Source organism: Shewanella sp. NFH-SH190041, assembly GCF_024363255.1.
Classification (GTDB): Bacteria; Pseudomonadota; Gammaproteobacteria; order Enterobacterales; family Shewanellaceae; genus Shewanella.
The window spans coordinates 3,315,578-3,335,822 of the sequence record NZ_AP026070.1; the positions used below are offsets into that span (position 1 = coordinate 3,315,578).

The 20,245-nt window shown below is 49.3% G+C and carries 17 protein-coding genes and 1 pseudogene; 9 read left to right on the top strand and 9 right to left on the bottom strand.

Going from position 1 to position 20,245, the window contains the following annotated elements; all coding sequences use genetic code 11:
- Positions 1-2: 2 nt before the first annotated feature.
- The 5 genes from NFHSH190041_RS14740 (at position 3) to hydF (ending at position 5,407) form a co-directional block, all read left to right on the top strand.
- Complete coding sequence (locus NFHSH190041_RS14740) at positions 3-689, top strand: cytochrome b/b6 domain-containing protein (protein WP_261922521.1); 687 nt, start codon at positions 3-5, stop codon at positions 687-689.
- An 85-nt stretch (positions 690-774) separates the two neighbouring features.
- Positions 775-2,232: a [FeFe] hydrogenase H-cluster radical SAM maturase HydG gene (gene hydG, locus NFHSH190041_RS14745; protein WP_261922522.1), complete on the top strand. Its 1,458-nt coding sequence runs from the start codon at positions 775-777 to the stop codon at positions 2,230-2,232.
- On the top strand, positions 2,204-3,019 hold the full coding sequence (locus NFHSH190041_RS14750; RefSeq protein ID WP_261922523.1) for a hypothetical protein: 816 nt from the start codon (positions 2,204-2,206) through the stop codon (positions 3,017-3,019). Before hydG ends, NFHSH190041_RS14750 begins: the two co-directional genes overlap by 29 nt.
- 53 nt (positions 3,020-3,072) lie before the next feature.
- Positions 3,073-4,179 (top strand): [FeFe] hydrogenase H-cluster radical SAM maturase HydE, encoded by a 1,107-nt coding sequence (gene hydE, locus NFHSH190041_RS14755; RefSeq protein ID WP_261922524.1) that lies wholly within the window; start codon positions 3,073-3,075, stop codon positions 4,177-4,179.
- Positions 4,163-5,407 carry a [FeFe] hydrogenase H-cluster maturation GTPase HydF gene (gene hydF, locus NFHSH190041_RS14760; protein ID WP_261922525.1) on the top strand — a complete coding sequence of 415 codons (1,245 nt, stop codon included), beginning with the start codon at positions 4,163-4,165 and terminating at the stop codon, positions 5,405-5,407. The genes hydE and hydF overlap by 17 nt, the downstream gene beginning before the upstream one ends.
- Before the next feature lie 167 nt (positions 5,408-5,574).
- Here the strand turns inward: hydF and NFHSH190041_RS14765 are convergent, their stop codons facing one another.
- A complete protein-coding gene (locus NFHSH190041_RS14765; protein WP_261922526.1) occupies positions 5,575-6,027 on the bottom strand; it encodes a hypothetical protein in 453 nt (150 codons plus the stop codon).
- A gap of 174 nt (positions 6,028-6,201) precedes the next feature.
- On the opposite strand from NFHSH190041_RS14765, the gene NFHSH190041_RS14770 reads away from it, so the two are divergent.
- Entirely contained in the window at positions 6,202-6,786 is a 585-nt protein-coding gene (locus tag NFHSH190041_RS14770) for a hydrolase (RefSeq protein WP_261922527.1), read from the top strand.
- A 126-nt stretch (positions 6,787-6,912) separates the two neighbouring features.
- On the opposite strand, the gene NFHSH190041_RS14775 is transcribed toward NFHSH190041_RS14770, so the two are convergent.
- From NFHSH190041_RS14775 to NFHSH190041_RS19770, 3 genes and pseudogenes are all read right to left on the bottom strand, one after another.
- Complete coding sequence (locus NFHSH190041_RS14775; protein WP_261922528.1) at positions 6,913-8,376, bottom strand: peptidase inhibitor family I36 protein; 1,464 nt, start codon at positions 8,374-8,376, stop codon at positions 6,913-6,915.
- A 246-nt stretch (positions 8,377-8,622) separates the two neighbouring features.
- Positions 8,623-9,525, bottom strand: coding sequence for an alpha/beta hydrolase family esterase (locus NFHSH190041_RS14780; RefSeq protein ID WP_261922529.1), 903 nt, complete (start codon positions 9,523-9,525; stop codon positions 8,623-8,625).
- 333 nt (positions 9,526-9,858) lie between these two features.
- Positions 9,859-10,020: pseudogene (locus NFHSH190041_RS19770) on the bottom strand (isochorismatase family protein); the annotation flags it as partial.
- Between the two features lie 193 nt (positions 10,021-10,213).
- Between NFHSH190041_RS19770 and purE the strand changes: the two are divergent.
- Together purE and purK are read left to right on the top strand one after the other, a co-directional pair.
- A complete protein-coding gene (gene purE / locus NFHSH190041_RS14785) occupies positions 10,214-10,708 on the top strand; it encodes a 5-(carboxyamino)imidazole ribonucleotide mutase (RefSeq protein WP_261922530.1) in 495 nt (164 codons plus the stop codon).
- Between the two features lie 2 nt (positions 10,709-10,710).
- Positions 10,711-11,793 carry a 5-(carboxyamino)imidazole ribonucleotide synthase gene (gene purK, locus NFHSH190041_RS14790; protein WP_261922531.1) on the top strand — a complete coding sequence of 361 codons (1,083 nt, stop codon included), beginning with the start codon at positions 10,711-10,713 and terminating at the stop codon, positions 11,791-11,793.
- 201 nt (positions 11,794-11,994) lie between these two features.
- Here the strand turns inward: purK and NFHSH190041_RS14795 are convergent, their stop codons facing one another.
- The 5 genes from NFHSH190041_RS14795 to NFHSH190041_RS14815 all read right to left on the bottom strand — a co-directional run bounded on the left by NFHSH190041_RS14795 (position 11,995) and on the right by NFHSH190041_RS14815 (position 18,709).
- Positions 11,995-12,612, bottom strand: coding sequence for a hypothetical protein (locus NFHSH190041_RS14795; RefSeq protein WP_261922532.1), 618 nt, complete (start codon positions 12,610-12,612; stop codon positions 11,995-11,997).
- 130 nt (positions 12,613-12,742) lie between these two features.
- A complete protein-coding gene (locus NFHSH190041_RS14800) occupies positions 12,743-13,243 on the bottom strand; it encodes a hypothetical protein (RefSeq protein ID WP_261922533.1) in 501 nt (166 codons plus the stop codon).
- Positions 13,227-14,810, bottom strand: a complete 1,584-nt coding sequence (gene gshA / locus NFHSH190041_RS14805) for a glutamate--cysteine ligase (protein WP_261925143.1) — start codon at positions 14,808-14,810, stop codon at positions 13,227-13,229. Before gshA ends, NFHSH190041_RS14800 begins: the two co-directional genes overlap by 17 nt.
- A 353-nt stretch (positions 14,811-15,163) precedes the next feature.
- Positions 15,164-18,010: a M16 family metallopeptidase gene (locus tag NFHSH190041_RS14810; protein WP_261922534.1), complete on the bottom strand. Its 2,847-nt coding sequence runs from the start codon at positions 18,008-18,010 to the stop codon at positions 15,164-15,166.
- Between the two features lie 273 nt (positions 18,011-18,283).
- A complete protein-coding gene (locus NFHSH190041_RS14815; RefSeq protein ID WP_261925144.1) occupies positions 18,284-18,709 on the bottom strand; it encodes a YqaA family protein in 426 nt (141 codons plus the stop codon).
- Positions 18,710-18,960: 251 nt separating this feature from the next.
- On the opposite strand from NFHSH190041_RS14815, the gene NFHSH190041_RS14820 reads away from it, so the two are divergent.
- Positions 18,961-20,220, top strand: a complete 1,260-nt coding sequence (locus NFHSH190041_RS14820; RefSeq protein WP_261922535.1) for a dicarboxylate/amino acid:cation symporter — start codon at positions 18,961-18,963, stop codon at positions 20,218-20,220.
- Positions 20,221-20,245: the final 25 nt, after the last annotated feature.

The window sequence follows — 20,245 nt, forward strand, 5'->3', positions numbered from 1 at the left end:
CGATGCATCACGAGCACGATACTAGACCGATTCTGAAGCATCCCTTCAATGTACGGGTGTTTCACTATATTTTGCTGCTGAGTTTCCTGCCTCTGGCAGCGACCGGCTTGCTGCTGTTTTTCAAGCCTCTGACCCAGTCAGGCATGCAATTGACCTATGACATTCACATCATCGCCGGTGTGGTGATGGCACTGGATGCCGTGGCCTTTACCCTGATGTCCTTTGACCGGGTAGTGCTGTTTATCGCTCGCGTATTCAGCCTGTCTGAGCGCGATGTGAAGTGGTTTATGGTGCTGGGTGGTTACCCACAGAAGTTCCTGCTGGGCAAAAAAGTACCGGTTCCACCAATGAACAAGTACAACTCTGGCCAGAAGCTGTTCGGTGCCTGTGTACTGATTGGCGGCACCCTGTTGATCCTGTCCGGTCTGGTGCTGTGGCTGGTTCCTCATGCGGTACCACGTGATCTGGTATGGTTCCTGGGGCAAGCACACCTGGTCAGCGGTCTGTTGTTAACTGCCTTCCTGCCTGTACACCTGTTCCTGGCGGTATACCGCTTTGATGACTTCAAAGCCATGATGATCCACGGCAATGTGCCTTACCACGATGCAGCTGAGTACACTCCGCTGTGGGTTGAGCAGGAAATTGCTCCGGTAGCAACCAATGGTGACCAGCTGAGCAACAACAAGTAAGTTTGTTGTCCCTTCAGTCCTCAAGCAGCAGTCACCCTAAGGCGGCTGCTGCTTTTTGATAGATTACGAGAGATATTTATCGGTTATGAGCAAAACAGAACATCATCATCCTATTACCATTTCTGACTACAACCCCAATACCAGCTTTATCAATGATGAAGCCATCTGGGACGTAATTAACCACGCGGCCAACCCCGATGCCGCACTGGTACGGCGCATTCTGGATAAGGCCCGGCAGTGTGAAGGACTGAGCATCGAAGAAACAGCAGTACTGCTGCAAAATCAGAACAAGGAACTGGATGAAGAGCTGTTTACCGTTGCCCGCGACATCAAAAACACCATTTACGGCAACCGTATTGTGTTGTTTGCCCCCCTGTATGTCTCTAACCACTGCGCCAACAGTTGCAGTTACTGCGGATTTAACGCAGATAACCATGAGCTGAAGCGTAAGACCCTAAAACAAGATGAGATCCGCCGGGAAGTCGAGATCCTGGAGGAGATGGGGCATAAGCGCATTCTGGCTGTCTACGGCGAGCACCCGCGCAATAATGTTAATGCCATCGTTGACAGCATCAACACCATGTACAGTGTAAAACATGGTAAGGGCGGAGAGATCCGCCGCATCAACGTCAACTGTGCCCCACTGAGTGTTGAAGATTTCAAAGTACTGAAAACCGCTGCTATCGGCACTTACCAGTGCTTCCAGGAAACCTACCACAAGCCCTCCTATGAAAGTGTGCATTTAAAAGGCAAAAAGAAGGACTACCTCTACCGCCTGTATGCCATGCACCGCGCCATGGAAGCGGGAATTGACGATGTGGGTATCGGCGCGCTGTTCGGCCTGTATGACCACAGATTTGAACTGCTAGCCATGCTGACCCATGTGCAGCAGATGGAGCAGGATTTAGGTGTTGGCCCCCATACCATCTCCTTCCCCCGTATTGAGCCGGCCCATGGCTCTGAGATCAGTGAAAAACCACCCTATGAAGTGGATGATGATTGCTTTAAGCGTATTGTAGCCATCACCCGTCTGGCCGTGCCTTATACCGGCTTGATTATGAGTACCCGCGAAAGTGCGGCGCTGCGGAAAGAATTGCTAGAACTTGGGGTATCACAAATCAGTGCCGGTAGCCGCACCGCGCCTGGTGGCTATCAAGAAGGCCAGCAAAATGATGATTGTAATGCCCAGCATGATGCCGAGCAGTTCAGCCTTGGGGATCATCGTCCCATGGATGAAATCATTTATGAGTTGGTGACCGAGTCCAACTCCATCCCCTCTTTCTGTACCGGCTGTTATCGCAAAGGCCGCACAGGGGATCACTTTATGGGACTGGCTAAGCAGCAGTTTATTGGTAAATTTTGTCAGCCCAATGCGCTGATCACTTTCCGGGAATACCTCAACGACTATGCCGGGGAAAAAACCCGCGCGGCCGGTAATGCCCTGATTGAAAGTGAGCTGGCCCGAATGAGCCCGGCCCGGGAGCGAAATGTGCGCACCTGTCTGGATAAAACCGATGCTGGCGAGCGGGATATTTACCTGTAACCAGAGATTGCCCCAGCATGAGTCCGCCCCGGCGCAGGTCAAATCCCCCGCCGGGGTTTCTTACCACACAGGAGTTAGACGACTGAACAGCGTTTCCCCCCCACATCAACTGCTAAGCAGCAGTCAAGGCATCACGATCAGTGCCGGGCTTGACCGAGCAACACTGCTTGATGCCATTACCCGCGCCGCCACCATGGTCTGGCACGCTGCCATTTACAACAATTTTGCCGGAACCGAGATTGAATGCCTGATACGGTCACGACTGCAAAGCGGCGCGCTGACCCGGCTCGATATTATCTCTCTTCGGCCACACCCACAGTGGGGACAGGAGTTTGCCCGCGTGCTGCGCCCAGAGCTGAGTGAGCATGATACTGCCGCGCTATTTGCCCAATCCCAGCAGTGGTGCGATGACTTAGCGGCCAACTTCCCCGAGCAAGTGCGACATATCCGCAGCCATGCCCTGCCACTGCAACCCATATTGTTGCTGGGTGACACCCTACTTGCCGGCCAGTATGCCCATTCCAGCCTGATTTCGGCGCAGGGGATTTGGATAACACTGCAGGCCGCCGATATGGGGTTAGCCGATGGCGCGCTGTGGCAACGCTATCTTGCCGCAGAGCTGCCCGGCAACGCGTCCGCAGGGGCAAGCGCAATACCAGCGCAGCCATGGCAAAGCCCGTGGCCAAAAGCTCTGGGGCGTTATGTGGATGAATGTCGCCAGGCTGCACATATGAAGTGCGCAACTGAGTCAGTCTCAAGCCCGGCGGATAAACTGTGGTACAGCTAACAGCCTCGGCCAGATAACAGCAGGGATAATGGCATCGAGCCACTGGAGAACAAATGCAATCTTTCCCCCCCAATACATTTGCCCCGAATACGGATACCTTGGCCAGCACATATGGCGCGGCGGTAAAACCCGGTGCTATCCGGCAGGTCAATTTGTTCAGTCACAGTCAAATTCTCGCCCTGCTGCAAGGAGAGGATGATGACTGGTTATTTAGCCGGGCACAGCTCGCCACCGAGCTGGAATTTAATCAGCAAGTTTACCTGCGCGGCATTGTTGAATTTTCTAACCACTGCCGTAATAACTGCCATTACTGTGGCCTGCGCAGTGCTAACCGCAATGTTGAACGTTACCGTCTGACGCCGGAGGAGATCCTGCGCGCGGTAGACGATATCGCGGCGCTGGGCATGGGCACAGTGGTATTGCAATCTGGCGATGATTTTCACTACCGTCCCGGCACGGTAGCGGCCATTATTCAGGAAATTAAACGTCGGCATGGCCTGGCCATCACCCTGTCACTGGGTGACAGAAAACATGAAGAGCTCAAACTGTGGCGTGAAGCCGGTGCCGACCGGTATCTGCTGAAAATGGAAACCTTTGACCGGGCGCTGTTTCAACAATGTCGACCCGGTGCCGATTATGATGAACGCTTGGCACGGCTGGCGTATATCCAATCATTGGGTTACCAGACTGGCTCGGGGGTGATCACGGATTTACCCGGCATGACCGACGGCATTTTGGCATCGGATCTGCTCACTCTGACCAATATGGGGCTGGATATGATTGCCTGCGGCCCCTTTGTTGCCCACAGTGAAACGCCGTTTGCCGACTATGCCAACGGCGATGTGTTGAAAAGCCAGCGGGTCAGTGCCATTTTGCGCCTGATGAACCCCGGCGCCAACATTCCCGCCACCAGCTCATTAGATGCCTTGGTGCCGGGTAGCCGGGAGCAGGCGCTACTGCGGGGCTGCAACGTCATTATGCCCTCCTTTACCCCGCAGCGGGTATACGCCAGATACAACATTTACCCCGGCAAAAATGCCGCTATCGCTGCCGCCCATGAGCGGGTCGGCCAGCTATGCCACCAGATAAAACTGCACGGGTTGGTCCCCAGCCATGCCCGTGGCGATTCGAAAAGGAACAAGTATGTGTCAAGGTATTAATCCCGAAACTGCCGGTAATGCCGGTCAAAGTGCCCCGCGGGGAATGCGCTACCACATTGCGCTAGTCGGGCGACGTAATGCCGGTAAATCGTCCCTGCTCAATATGTTGGCCGGGCAGGAAATCTCTATTGTCTCTGACACAAAAGGCACCACCACGGATGCCGTTGCCAAGCCCTATGAGCTACTGCCGCTGGGGCCTGTGACCTTCTTTGATACCGCGGGTATTGATGATGAAGGGGAGCTGGGTGAACTGCGGGTTAAGGCCACCCGGCGCATTTTGTGTCGGGCCGATATGGCGTTACTGGTTACCGACGAGCAGGGGCTAACGGATGCTGAATTGAGTCTGATCCGTGAGCTGCAAGCACTGAAATTGCCTTTTATGCTGGTGTTCAATAAAGCCGACCTCTGCCCGCCAAGTGCAGACGATCTTGCTTTTTGTCAGGCGCAGCAGATCCCCTTTATTGCCGTATCCGCAATCAATGGGCTGGGTAATCGGGAAATCAAACAGCTGATGTATGACCTCGCACCGGCTGAACTAAAAGCTGAGCCGCTGCTGGCCGGGGATCTGTACCACAGCGGAGACAGTATTATTTGCGTAGTTCCCATTGATATGGCCGCCCCTAAAGGCCGGTTAATCCTGCCCCAGGTACAAATTTTGCGCGAGGCGCTGGATAACAATGCCATGGCCATGGTGGTCAAAGAAACTGAATTACCCAAAGCATTGGATGCCATGACCACACCACCAGCATTGATTATCTCTGATGCCCAAGTGATCAAACCGGTATCAGCCATGGTACCGGACAATATTGCGCTAACGACCTTCTCCACCCTGTTTGCCCGTTTTAAGGGTGATTTATCTGCCATGGTGGCAGGCGCAGAGGCATTTGATCAGCTTAAAGACGGTGATCGGGTATTGATCAGCGAAGCCTGCAGCCACCATGCGCAGGATGATGATATCGGCCGGGTGAAACTGCCTAACTGGATCCGTAGTTACAGTGGTAAAACCCTCACCTTTGATGTGGTCGCCGGCCATGATTTCCCGGACAATCTGGAAGATTATGCTGTGGTCGTACACTGCGGCGCCTGCATGTTTAACCGCACCGAAATGCTACGCCGGGTGCGGGAATGTCAGCGTCGGGGCGTGCCCATCACCAACTATGGCGTGGCAATTTCTAAGCTACAGGGAGTATTAAGCCGGGTTATCGCGCCCTTGGCTCATGGGTTATAGACGACTCTTTTATACAAATTTAATTCTAACAATGGCCAAGCTTAGGCTTGGCCTCATTTCTAAAACACAATATTTTAATATCGAATAACCACAGAAAATAACGACTAATCATGTTAAACGCATATCAATATAAAAATAGTTATAAAATAAAATCAACAATATATTCATTAATATTCTAACCATGGAATATCATCTTCATTAACCCACTCAATTGAGTTCGGCATTACTGTTGGGGCAGTTAAAAACGCTTTCACAGCTAACCAAGCGATTTTAGGTTTCATAAAACATCCTGACGGCATGAACAACTCATCATCAACCAAGGTCATGTTATTGATTTTTAATTTATTTCCCACGGAATAATATGACGATATTGAAGTTTGGTTATTTTCATTAAATTTACTATATGTAAGTAAAATACCATATCTTAAATCTTCTATAATAATCAGAGAGTATTCGATTCCATTATTATCGTAATATTTAAATAATCCATCTCCAGAGCCATCTTTCCATTTAGATGGTGTATAGTTTAAGAAATAATCTTCATAATAATTAGGCTTTGGATATCTTTCCATTGCAAAGTCTAAAAAATTACAAATAAATCCTTGTCTATAGATATTCATTCTAACTCTAATATATCAAACTACAAATTAGTTAATATCAATATTATTGATATATAAAATATCGAGGACAATATCATATTAGTAGTATAATGAAAAAGTCTTAAGCATAAATATGGAATGCTTTAATCAGTCTGGGGGTATGGTTTAAATGTATTGTTCCACGAGGCTAGGTTAATGTTCACTTTCTCTCCCCAGCAGACCGCATTGGTATTAATTGATTTACAGCAAGGGATCTTACCTGTAGTAGGTGGCCCCTATTGCGCTGAAAAAATTATTGCTAATACCACGGCAATGGCACACGCCTGTCACCAGCACGGTGTACAAGTGGTGTGGGTAAGAGTGGGGTGGAGTGATGATTTTGCCGATGCGCCACATCAAACTGTGGATGCGCCATCAAGATTAACGGCCTTACCCGCCAACTGGTGGCATTTCCCCGCCGCACTGCCGGTCACTGATGGCGATATTCATATCACCAAACATCAATGGGGGGCATTTTATGGCACAGATTTGGATTTACAGTTGCGGCGTCGGGGCATTCAGACCCTGATTTTAGGTGGCGTAAGTACCAATATTGGCGTTGAATCAACAGCCCGTTGTGCTTGGGAACATGGTTACCAACTGATTATTCCAGAAGATCTTTGCAGCGCTGCTGACCGGGAGCAACATAACACCAGTTTCCGTTATATCTTCCCGCGCATTGCTTTGACAACAAATTGCAAAACGCTGTTATGCTATATATCTAATTTATCGACCCTATAAAATAAATCTAAACCAGATACAAATATTCAATATGGCCTCATACTGGGATAGTAAACTGACGAAAATACCTATTAACCTCAGATTTACTATCCCCTGTAGAAACTACGGTTCTTTTATAAAAATATTCTAATTAAAGCCTGTACAGTTAAATCTTACACTTTGAGTTCTGTCATTAAATCCGCCGCCAATAAAGTTTAAATCAGTTTGATTTAAATCTCGACACCCTCCAGCATAGCCAACATCTTTACAGACTCTAACAACACCGAATGCTGGCGTTATACTAGCAGATGAAAATGTATTTCTACTTCTATCACCGACATCCCATAAATTTACATTATCAAAACCACTGGGTTTATTTATACAGTAACGACGCCCCCGCTGATTTGCATGTTCATAAAAGCAAATTTTGATATCCGCATTACGGCAATCATTATTATTGGGAATCTCATCACCAACCCGCAAGCTGGAAACCTGCATCTGATGTTGAGATGAAAAGTTTCCACTCTCACTGTGCGTGACACACCAACCTTGAAAATTAAAATGTTGGCAGAACGCTACACTATCTATATCGGCACTGATAGAGAAAGAGCGTGATCTGTCATTCATAAAACTAGCAGTAATAGATGAAACACCATTACCTTCTCTCAGATCCCAACATAATTTATGACCTGTTTGATTTAGGCCTTGATATAAACAAACTTGCCCTAATTGTTGAATAGGTTCAAATGCTTCTCCTAATAACCTCCAACTTCCACTTAACTTAATAAGTTTAACCGTTTCACCTCGCTTAGGACTTATTGTTTTACCAGAATAATTAACTGATACCGCCCATGTTGAATTACGGTAGAAAATCAACATGGTACCATCATCAACGTCATCTGTTTTTAAATTTAACTTAGATAACCAATTACCATCCGAAGTTTCTACTTTTAAAACACCAGCAGATTTTAAAGCATCTCTTAAATTATTATCATTCTTGATACTATTTAATTGATTTTGGCGTTTTATTACTCGACTAGGCGTTGGATTCCACTGGGTACCATCAAATTCAAACTCTAACTGCTTGTTTTGAGGAATTGTAATAAATGGAGTGGTATGATTAACCGCAAAGTGTACTTTAGTTGAATCAAATGCTCGTCTAATAATTTTAATTTTAATACCGTTATCAGTCGTACCTAATTGGGGCAGGTTAAGATCAGGAATACCATTACCATCTGAAGTCACAATGTATAGGGGGCGATATTTTTTTAATAAACTTATAAAATAGGCAGAATCAGCTACTAATCTATCCATTTCTCTTTGTGTTTTTATCACACCATCGCTAACACAAAATGCATTTCCAGCAGTCCCTCTCTTTACTTGAAAACGATAACCAGATCCCATTATCACATGCCGATCAGCAATTTGAGAGATCTGCCATCTACCCATATTATTGCGAAAAAATGACATATTATCTTGAACATCTTTTACTGGCACATAATATTCAGGATAAACACAATCTCTGGCAGAGGTTATTTTATTATAAACTACCGCATTTGCAGTTCCGCAAATACAAAAAAATAATACGATTACTAAATAGTTAAGTCTCATGTATTACCTCCACTCAAACTGTTATCTGTCTATCCAAATAAATCCATATTCCAACCTACCCACGCCTGCTTCAGCAAAACTTTAAACTGGAGCGCAGCATGAAAACAGTACATTATCCCAGACAAATAATTAACTCAATATCACATATGATTAAACACAAAACCAACAGCGCTCTTACACCTTAACCGTACTCCCACCGGCCCCCTATGTTGTATGTCTGCAACACAGTTGTTGGAAGCCGTGTGGTTAGTGGGAAAGATTAGTTTGGCGTTGTCCGTGAATATCGTATTGCGCTAAGGCTTGCCACAATAGCTGATTAGCCGATTGCCCCTGAAAATCAAAATTAAACCAACTGTGCCCCCCGCCATCGACCCGGTAATGCTCAACGCTGACATGCCCCATACCATTGGGATATGTCAGGTGGGTAATCTCAGTGCCATTGTCTGTTGCCAAACGTGTGTTCGGGGCGGTTTCAGTGCCGTTAGCGTTAATCCAATACTCCAGCACCTGAGTTACGGCAAGGTAATCGTGATTGCCCTGATAGGGGATAACCGTGTCATCACTGCCGTGGAGACTGATAATCCCCATTGGGTGAGTATAGGAACAGTCTGTTGCCAGCATGGTGGCGGCCACAGCCGCAACGGCGGCAATATTGGCGCTGTGATAGCAGGCCAAGGCATAACTGAACATGCCACCGTTGGAAAATCCCATGGCATAAACCCGATTGAGATCGATTTGGTACTGGCTGGCGAGGTGAGTGCGCAGCGCGTCGATAAAGCCAAAGTCATCGGCTGAGCTTTTATTGTCATTGCCGGGGAGCGCTGCATTCCAATGGCTGGTGCCCGCTAATAATGTGCCCTGGGGATAGACCAAAATAAATTGGTGAGCTTCTGCTTGGGGTCTTAAATCGGCATAGGCCATAAACTCACTGGCATTGCCGCCGTAACCATGAAAATTAAACAGTAAAGGTACTGGGGTGTCAGCATTGTAGCTATCGGGAATATACGCAATATATTCCCGAGTTATACCATTGTGCTCAATTGTATGCAGTTGGGTTCCCGGCGGCGCTGTAGGTGTATCAGACTTGTTTTGTTCGCTACAGGCCGAGGTGAGTAATAACAGACAAACCGCGGTAAGATGAAACTTCATGCCAAAATCCATGGGTCATGCCTACAGTCATGTTAAGGTTAACTCCCATCGCGCAATAGCGCGCTCAGGGGATGGCTTGGGTTATTGTGCTGGAATAAATGGCATCGCGGATAGTCCGTTTTCATCTGACATAGTCATGACCGCACGGCATGTTTGATGTTCGCGCTAATACTGTCTGCCATCCATTGCTAATTAAATGTGGAGCAGACAGTCACAGCTCTGGGGATGAGTGTAGGCTGAGCGTTACACATTGGCAAAGTGCTAGAGCAATGCCTCACAGCGGGTGATGTGTGCAATGCGAGGGAAGATATAACGGAAGGTGTTATGTTGCTCTCAGTCAGCGGCGCTGCAGAGATCTTCTAAAATAATCAGTTGGTCACCATATTTCCAAGCGCAACGGGCTGTTGATTCAGCGCCAATATTAGTACTTCCTCCACCCAGAATTAGGGGCTGAATGCCTCGACGCCTCAGCGGTAAATCCAAATTCGTGCCATAAAATGCCCTATTGGTTTGAGGATCATTTAAAACTCAGTGTATGCCTCAGCGTACACTGAGTTTTTGTATCTAAAACCTGAAGTTGCCTTGCCCATGTTATGATCCCGCGCCATAAGCTGATGTGGTTTTCACCCTGTCTCTACCCGGCCGTTTATCGGCCAACCAAAATAACAAACTGAATTAAGGAATGAAGATGCAACCTTTGGTAGCTGTTGTTATGGGATCAAAGAGTGATTGGCCTACCATGGCGGCTGCAGCGGAAATTATGGATCTGCTGCAGGTGCCTTATCATGTGGAAGTGGTCTCCGCCCACCGCACCCCAGATAAGCTGATGCAGTTTGCTGACAGCGCAGCCAACAAGGGCTTTGAGGTGATCATCGGTGGCGCCGGTGGCGCAGCCCATCTGCCGGGAATGATAGCGGCTAAAACCCGTTTACCGGTATTAGGGGTGCCGGTACAAAGTAAAGCTCTCTCAGGTATGGACAGTCTATTATCCATCGTTCAAATGCCCAAAGGCGTCGCCGTCGGCACCTTGGCTATCGGGACAGCCGGTGCATTTAACGCCGGACTGCTGGCTTGCCAGATATTGGCAAATCATGATGCCGCACTGGCTGAGCGACTGGATAATTTTCGCCAGGCACAGACAGATGCAGTCCTGACACAGGCTGATCCCCGACAGGAGTCATAGGTATGAGCACACCAAAGATTTGGGTTTTGGGTGATGGCCAATTGGGCGCCATGATGCGCTATGCGGGTCAACCTCTGGCGCTAGATGTGCAACCGGTTGATATTATGGCCCCTAGCGCCAAGACCCTGCCGTTAGCTGAACAGGATATTGTTACCGCCGAGCGGGAGCAATGGCCGGAGTCGGCCACCAGCCGTCAACTCAGTGAGCACCAAAACTTTATAAATGGCCCGGTTTTTGGCCGCTTAGCCGACCGCTTCAGCCAAAAATCCCTGTTAGATAAGCTCGGCATTGCCACCTCGCCTTGGGTCAATGTCACGCAAACCACCTCCGCCACGGAGCTACACCGACAACTGGGAGACAAGGTGCTGCTCAAGCGGCGCACCGGTGGCTATGACGGCAAAGGGCAATACTGGCTGTATGCCGATAAGCCTGATGAGGTCCCGGCACAATGGCATAATGCCGCCATTGCCGAGCAGGGCATCGCCTTTGATGAAGAGGTCTCTTTGGTTGGCGCCCGCAGCCGTGATGGCCGTTGTCATTTTTACCCGCTGGCACTGAATCTGCACCAAGATGGCATCTTAATGGCCTCGATTGCTCCCCTTCCCCGGCTTAATTCACTGCAAACTCAGGCTGAAGCCATGCTAAGCAGTATTATGGCGGAGCTGGATTATGTCGGCGTCATGGCTATGGAATGTTTCCGCGTGGGAGATACCTTGCTGGTGAACGAACTGGCTCCCCGGGTACACAATTCTGGTCACTGGACTTTAACGGGGTGCCATACCAGTCAGTTTGAACTGCATCTGCGCGCGCTAATGGGTTGGCCCATTGCGCCACTCGTACCCGCCCTGCCCGTGGCCATGGTCAATCTCATCGGGGTTGACTGGCAAGAGCAATGGCTAACGCTGCCAGGCGCTGAGCTATTCTGGTACAACAAGCAGGTACGGCCGGGGCGTAAAGTTGGCCATTTGAATCTTAATGTGACTGATGCCGCGCAACTGACCTGCACACTGGCCACGCTAAAAACCTGTATGCCCGCGCATTATCTGGCGCCGCTAAATTGGCTAGGTCATGAGTTGCTAAGCTAACAAACATGCTTATTACAACGGGACAATCAACCCCATCACAAAACGTCCGCCTATAAAGCATGATACTGGCATCAAATAGACAAAAGGCGCTGATATTCAGCGCCTTTTGTTATATCAGTTAGTTATGTTAGTGCGTCACTTTATTAGCAGAGCTATCGGCATTCAGAATTCTGTCAGCGAGCCTGCTGCAACGGACCAATATCAGCCGAAAAACAGCCGGGATAACCAAGAGCGGTCCAACTCTTTTTTACAGCCACGGTATTGGGTCGCATAACGGCGGGCACGTTGATCCACTTTAGCCGCCACCTTAATCAGCCAAGGTTTCGCTTTATAAGTGCCGCGGCGGTAACCGCCCCACCCCTCATGGTAATTAAGGTATTGATCCCGCGCATCCCATTTGGAGACCCCGTTAATTTGATGGGTTTTATAAATAAACCAACCCATAAAATCCATGGCATCACTAAAATTGGAGCGACTGGCCCAACTGTTGTCGGTTTCCCGGACATAATCATCCCACGTCATGGTTTTGGCCTGTGCATAACCATAGGCACTGCTGACCCGGCCAATCGGGATAAAACCAAGAAAATACTCCATCGGTGGCGCGGCATCGTGGCGAAATGAACTCTCCTGATACATCATCGCCAAAGGCACATGTACAGGTACTCCCCATTTTTCCCGGGTATCCTTAGCGGCGTCATACCAACTGCGGTGCTCGGTAAAAATAGCGCAGATATTATCGGGATCCCGGGGCGGAGAAGCGGCACACCCTGCGAGCTGCATCAGCACCAGTGCCGTCAATATGCGAAAAAGCCAAACCATGACAATGAATTCCTACAAGCAATAGCGTCTGTCAGCCGATCAGTGTTACCCAGCTGGCAGGCTTAGGCAATGGTTGAAATTCTCAACTGTCGAAAAAATCACAGCTATCACAAAAAAGACTGACGCCCGATCACAATGGCATACCGGAGGTCTGCGGGAAGTGACAAGTGATGGCATCTTGCTGCCACACCACAGGCTGCCAGAAATTTTTACCATCGCCATCTGGCAGATAATGAGCAGCAAGATGGTAGCGAGTATTTGGCTTCACCTCTATGGTCAAGGTTTTCGCTACCCGCAGCGACAAGGGCACATCTAACTGCGGTGCATCAATCAACTCCACGAGGGTAAATGTATGCCGGCCGGGCAGGAGTTGGTAATTGGGCTGAGAAATCACGCTGCGACCGTCAAGGTTGGTAACGACCGTGCGATATAAACCTTCCGCTCGGGCTGGCTCCAAATATGCAGAGACCATACCACAAGGCTTACCAGCATCATCAGGCGAGGCGCAGCCGCTCAAGGTCAAACCGGCTGCTAGCAGCGCGGCGAAAAACCGACCGGGACGCAACAGAAAAGCCGCCATCATGCCGCTACCATGCGCAGCGGCCTCTCTGGGTTCAAGATTGTGGATCATTAAAGTACTCAGATAAGAAACTATCAAAACTTTGGCTGTCTGCAGCTTCAATTGCAGCCTGCCGGGCAAGGGAAGCTGATGCTTCCGCCTCATAATCAGCTTGCTGCTGCGGCGTTAACGGGTAACCGCGCAGATATTGGCTGTACTCCTGCGCCAGATTTTTCACCCACTGACCATGCCCCATACCGGGCTGCAAAATGGCCTGTAGCATCCGGCCTGACAGGGTCTGTTGTGGATCATCCACACACACCTGCCACTGCGCCAATGCCTGCTGATAAGGCTGTCCCTGCTGCCCGGGTGCATTATCGAGCAAAGGCGCCAATGCCGCCATGCCGGTGAATATTTCACCCAACCAGTGCTGCAGGGAAATGGCCTGTCCATTGCGCGCTAACATCAACCCGGGTTCTCGACCGGTTAACACCACGGCCCGTAGGTTTGCGGCCATTTCCAGCTCACCAGCCGCGTCGGTTGGTGCACTGGGTTGCAACAGGCAATAGAGTAAGAAAAGATCCAGCAAATACACTTGGCTGGCGTCTATTCCTACAGGGCTAAACGGATTCACATCCAGCGCCCGCACTTCGATATACTCCACGCCAGCCCGCGCCAATGCTTGCGAGGGTTTTTCACCGCTGGCCGTCACCCGCTTGGCACGGATCGGCGCGTAAAATTCATTCTCAATCTGCAAAATATTGGCATTAAGCTGACGGTATTCGCCGTCCACCTTCACCCCAATACGGGCAAATTTTTGCGATGGCATAGCGATGGCGCGGCGGATCCCAGCTAAATACTCATCCAGCGAGTTATAACTGATACTGAGTTTTTCCTGCTCCTGATTGGTATAGCCCAAATCGCTCATGCGCAACGAGGTGGCATAAGGCAGGTACAGTGCGCCAGCGCCTAAGGAAACAAAGGGTAAATTGGTCTGCCGCCCTTGAATGAAGGACTGACAAATCGTTGGCGAGGCACCAAACAGGTAAGGCAGCAACCACACCATGCGGCGATAATTACGGATCAGACTGAAATAGCCTTCGGAAATAAACTGCCCCAGCGGCTCACTACTGCCAGAAAAGCGATGTAACTGTTGCCATAACGCCGAAGACACAGAAAAGTTGTAATGCACCCCGGCAATAATCTGCATCAAGGCGCCGTATCTGTGGGTCAACCCAGTGCGGTACAAACTTTTCATCCGACCGGTATTGGAGCTGCCATAGCGGGCAATGGGAATATCCCCTTCATTGGCAACAAAACAAGGCATACTGACCGGCCAAAGCTGCTCACCATGCAGATGCTGCACACTAAAAGCATGGGTCTGGGTTAAGCTGTCGAGCAGACTGTCAACACTGCTGCAAACCGGGGTAATAAACTCCAGCAGAGACTCACTGTAATCAGTGGTGATACGGGAATGGGTTAAAGCTGAGCCTAGCTCTCGGGGATGGGCATCACCGGCTAATTCACCACCAGGGGTAACCCGCAGGGTCTCCCGCTCAATTCCGCGATGAATCCCCGCCAGGGCTGCACGCCCCTGCTCTGTAGCCAGACACTCTACCAATGCATTGAATGATTTCAATTTAACCTTCTCTTTTCTGATACCGGTTAAGGTAAGCTTTAGCCGGGCCAAATAACCTGGCCGCTTACCTCCGGGGTAAGATCCATCTGATGCCCATTTCACTCAGTCAATCTAACTCAATTTAAATCAACATCAGTCAAACAGCGGCGATACCCGGTGCAGCCCCCAAAATATAAGCAAGCGGCGCTGGCAGCAAGCCTTTATGCGCCGGGGTTGATGAAAAAGGCTTTATCCTCAGGCCATCTGTTCCCAACAAGCATAAAAAAACGGGCAGCACCAGTGTATTTTCACTGATGCTGCCCGGCCATGATAATGATTGTCAGACCCGCTGCAATCTTTTATCTAATACTGGGTCAGTCAATCGATTTTACCGGATAACCCAAGGCTTTAAGGCCCGGTTCAATTTTGGCCTGATCGCCGACCACCAGCATAATCATCTGACCAATATCTAATTCAGATGCCGCCAACTTATTCAGCTCAGCCCGGCTAATATGGGCAATAATGTCGGCTTGCTTATCCGTAAAGTGATGATCTAATCCATACTTCTGAATCGTGCGAATAAAGCCGGCTTTCTGGTATGGGGTTTCATAATCCAGCGCCTTACTTTGGGAAATAGACTTACGCATAAACTCCAGCTCTGCATCAGTCATCCCTTTGGCACGGAAGGCTTTTATCTCCTTGATAAACTCGATTAGCGCCTTATCTGTCACATTACTGCGCACATTGGCATAAGCCATAAAGGTGCCGGTATCACGACCACCATTAAAGCCGGTGCTGGCACCATAGGTGTAACCCTTATCTTCCCGCAGGTTAAGGTTAATGCGACTGTTAAACGCGCCGCCCAGCGGATAGTTCATCAGCTCAGATTTAAAGTAATTACCTGTGGCATCAAACGGCAGGGCCCGCTTACCAATCATAATCACGGATTGTGCTGCCCCAGGCTTGTTGACCAGATAAATGGTCCCGCCAGCCAGCTTAGGTAATGGCTTCATAGCCGGAATGGGCGTGGCAGCACCCTGCCAGGTATCCAGCCCTTTCAGATCGGACAGCATTTTGCTTTCAGGCAGATTTGATACTGCCACGATTTGGGCATTACCGGCGCGGTACTGCTGCTTATAAAACGCTTTAACATCATCCAAGGTCAGCGCGGAAACCGTTGCCAAGGTGCCATCACTGCTGATCCCCCGAGCATTATCAGCCCCATACATCAACTTGATAAAGGCGGTACGGGCCAAATAATCAGGCTCAGCCATCTGATGCTGTAACCCTTGTAACTGCTGCTGTTTCAACCGTTGAAAATCGGCGGCATTAAAGGCTGGCGAGAACAATTTCTCTGTCACGATTTTCATGGTCTGAGGCAGGTTTTGGGTCAGGGCCGATACCTTGATGTAACTCTGATTACCGCTGGCGCCAAACTGCACACTTGAGCCGAGCATTTCCAGCTGCTGAGCTAACGCTTCACCGCTGTGCTGAGTTGTAGACTCATTCATCATGGCCGCTGTCAATACCGCCAGACCAGACTTAGCCACTGGCTCTAACTCATGGCCGCCATTGAGGTAAATCAACAGCTCAACCGTTGGTGTCTCGTTGCTCTGCGTGCCCATCACCTCAATGCCGTTACTCAATTTGGCAGTCCATAACTGGGGCACAGTCATGACCGGGGCAGCACCGGCTTTAGGCATTTTGCTGCGGTCAAAATTATCAACAACCGGTTTGGCACCATCACGGGGATCTTTCACCGGCAGCGCGGCGATATCTGCTGGCGCTGGCATCTTCGCAGTGTAATTATCCCCGTGGGCAATCAGCTGTTTTTGCCCTTCGGGCACCACACTCATCACCACATGGGGTTTCCCCTTGATGTATTTATCAAATACCCGCATCACATCGGCTTTAGTCACGTTGGAGTAACGCTTAAGATCCGCTGCGGTCAAATCTGGCTGCCCAAAGAAGGTTTGGTTATGGGCCAAGGTTGACACCTTGCCGCTGACGCTTTGCAAACCAAAGATGGTATCGGCCTTAAACTGGATTTTGGCTTTTTCCAGATCGGCATCGGTTACGCCACGCTTTTCAAATTCAGCAATGGATTGATTGATGCGTTTTTCCAGATCGGCCAACGTTTCTTTTTTCGCCGGATTAGCCAACGCATACATAAACATCTGGCAGGACAGCTCGCTACAAGGGTGGCTGACACCAGCCTGTACCGCGTAACCATTTTTTACCAGATTTTTGTAAAACAGTGAGGTTTTACCGCCACCTAAAATAGTGGCTAACAGATCCAGCGCCGGCTCATCCTGATGGCGGGCATATACCGTTGGGTAACCAATGCGGATCAGCGGCAGATGAACCCGATCTTCCATCGAGATATAACGGGTTTTATCTAGTGTCACCGGCGTTTTAGGCAATGGTTTTACTTCAGGTCCGCGGGGGATATCACCGAAGTATTTATTTACCCACGCCAGCGCTTGAGCTTCATTGAAATTACCGCCAATGGTGAGCGTGGCATTGTTAGGGCTGTACCAACGTTTGAAAAATGCCCGTACATCGTTGAGGTTGGCGCGGTCTAAATCTTTAGGCCAACCAATCACAGGCCAAGAGTACGGATGCCCTTCGGGATAGAAAGCTTTGGAGAACTGTTCATCCATGCGGCCATAGGGCTGATTATCAATGCGCTGCGCCCGCTCGTTTTTCACGGTTTCCCGCTGGATTTCAAATTTCTTCTCAGTCAGTGCCGGCAGGAAGAAGCCCATGCGGTCTGCTTCCAACCACAAGACTTTCTGTAACTGATTGCTTGGCACAGTTTCATAATAATTGGTGCGATCGCTATTGGTGGTGCCGTTGAGGGTACCGCCGGCTTCGGTGATCACTTTAAAATGCTGCTCATCGGCCACATGCTGTGAACCTTGGAACATCATATGTTCAAACAGGTGGGCAAAACCGCTTTTCCCCGGTAACTCCCGGGCGGAGCCCACATGATAGGTCACATCCACATGCACTAGAGGATCAGACTTATCCTCATGCAGGATCACGGTCAGGCCGTTGGCCAACTGATACTTTTTGAAGGGAATACCGATGGCTGACTGGCCAGCTTGTTCGGCGGCGATAAACTTAACGCCCTGAGGCAGTTGACTACTGGTTGGCGTTTGGGTGGCACAACCTGCCAGCGCCGCCGAAATGGCAGCGGCCAGGATCCATTTTTTCACAGAAAGCTCCTTTGCTTTAGGAAGTAAGCAATATTATCACTTTGATATCAGACACAAAGCCACAAAAGATGGTTCCCTAGCGGATGTGATTTCCCAAAATCCATCCTGACTACTGCACAGCAGACTGCTCATCTGTTGATGCAATCCCAGCGGGAAATATGTTACCGAACGCCAACTTTTGCTCAGATATTAAGCAGCAAAAACAACTAACAACAGTGTTTTTTTGTTAACATTTGTACCTACTCAGAGTAGGGATACTAAGTCTCAGTAAGCCTAATAGCCCCAATGCAGTACTGCGGCAATAATCAGCACATAACGCAGAGTTTTACCCAGTAGTATCATCGCAGTGCTGGGCCATAATGGTAGCTTGAGCCAACCAGCAAGCAGGCACAGTAAGTCACCAATAATCGGTGCCCAGGCCAACAACAAACTCCAAATACCATAACGCTGCACCAAGGCTAACGCATGGCGATAACGCCCATGGCTCATGGCTTCTGGGGTTTTAGCAAACCGTCCCAGACGACCAAGATAAAAGCTGGTCAACGAGCCTAAGGTATTACCTAGTGCAGCGGCAGCCAGCAACGCAGGCCAGTGGAGTGGTGCCTCTTCCACCAGCACGGCCAACAAGATTTCCGAACCGCCAGGTAGCAAGGTGGCAGCCAAAAATGCCCCACTGAACATCAGCCATAAAGTGATTATCACGTGTTATTACTCCCGGATGTTATCGAAATAAATCCGCTTACATAATTAAAACAAACTTGCATATCACAATAAGTTATAAACAAAACGATTTGTGCAACATCTGTCTATCTCTATACAATGCGACCAAGCTAAATTTTGATTATTCCTTGAACAAATCATAGGGTTGCAAAATCAGCACAGCGTTCACCGTTCCTGCAAATACCGGGCGGAGAGATGGACAATATCAGTCGGACAACAGCGGACACATTATGATTCTATCCCGTTTATCAGCAATACCCTTTTGGCAGAAAGTGCTTATTGGCTTTGCACTTGGTGCCCTCACAGGTGTGATCCTCGGCCCACAAGCAGCCAGTTTAAAACCCCTGGGCGATCTGTTTATCAGCGCCATTAAAATGCTGGTTGCGCCATTGGTACTGTGTGCCATTGTGGTCAGCATTACTTCTCTCGGACAGCAGGCCAACCTTAAGCGGCTTAGCTTAAAGACTCTTGGTATGTTTATGTTTACCGGTACTATTGCTTCTCTTCTCGGTCTGACCATCGGCTCGATGATCGATATGGGCGGCAGTTTGGATTTGGCCAGTACCGCAGTGCGAGAGCGTAATATTCCCGGTTTTACTCAGGTATTACTGGATATGATCCCGGTGAATCCCTTCGCCTCGTTAGCAGAAGGTAAAGTGCTGCAGATCATTGTCTTTGCTGCGCTTGTCGGTATTGCCATCAACACAGTTGGTGAAAAAGCGGCGCCGCTTAAAAAATTGTTTGAAGCGGGCGCTGAAGTGATGTTTCAGTTAACCCGCATGGTATTGACCTTAACCCCGATCGGCGTATTTGGCTTGATAGCTTGGGTGGTCGGTAAATATGGACTGGATACCTTGTTACCGCTAGCCAAATTTATTGGCGCGATTTATCTGGCCGCCTTTATCCATATTCTGTTTGTTTATGGTGGGTTGGTGCGCTATGTGGCCCGACTCAGTCCTTGGCAGTTTTTCCGTAAGGCCATGCCAGCACAGCTGATCGCCTTTAGTACCGCATCAAGCTTTGGCACCCTGCCTGCCACCACCCGCTGCACCGAAGCCATGGGCGTATCCAAACGTTATAGCGCTTTTGTCTTACCTTTGGGCGCAACCATGAATATGGATGGTTGTGGTGGAATTTACCCGGCAATTGCAGCCATCTTTATCGCCCAAATCTATGGTGTCACACTGGATATGACCGATTACATGCTGATAGCGGTGACAGCAACTGTCGCCTCTATCGGTACCGCTGGGGTACCCGGCAGCGCCATGGTAATGCTGACAGTGACTTTAGGCGTGGTGGGGCTCCCGCTGGAAGGCATTGCTTTTATTGCTGCCATTGACCGGGTGATCGATATGGTCAGAACAGCCACCAATGTTACCGGGGATATGATGACGGCGGTCGTTGTCGGTAAGTCAGAGCAGCAGTTAGATGAAAACCGCTTCTACGACAATAGCATCACAGGCGCAGGCCCCGTCAGCCAAAATGCCTGATAAGGTTAAGGGGTCGCTTCTTTAC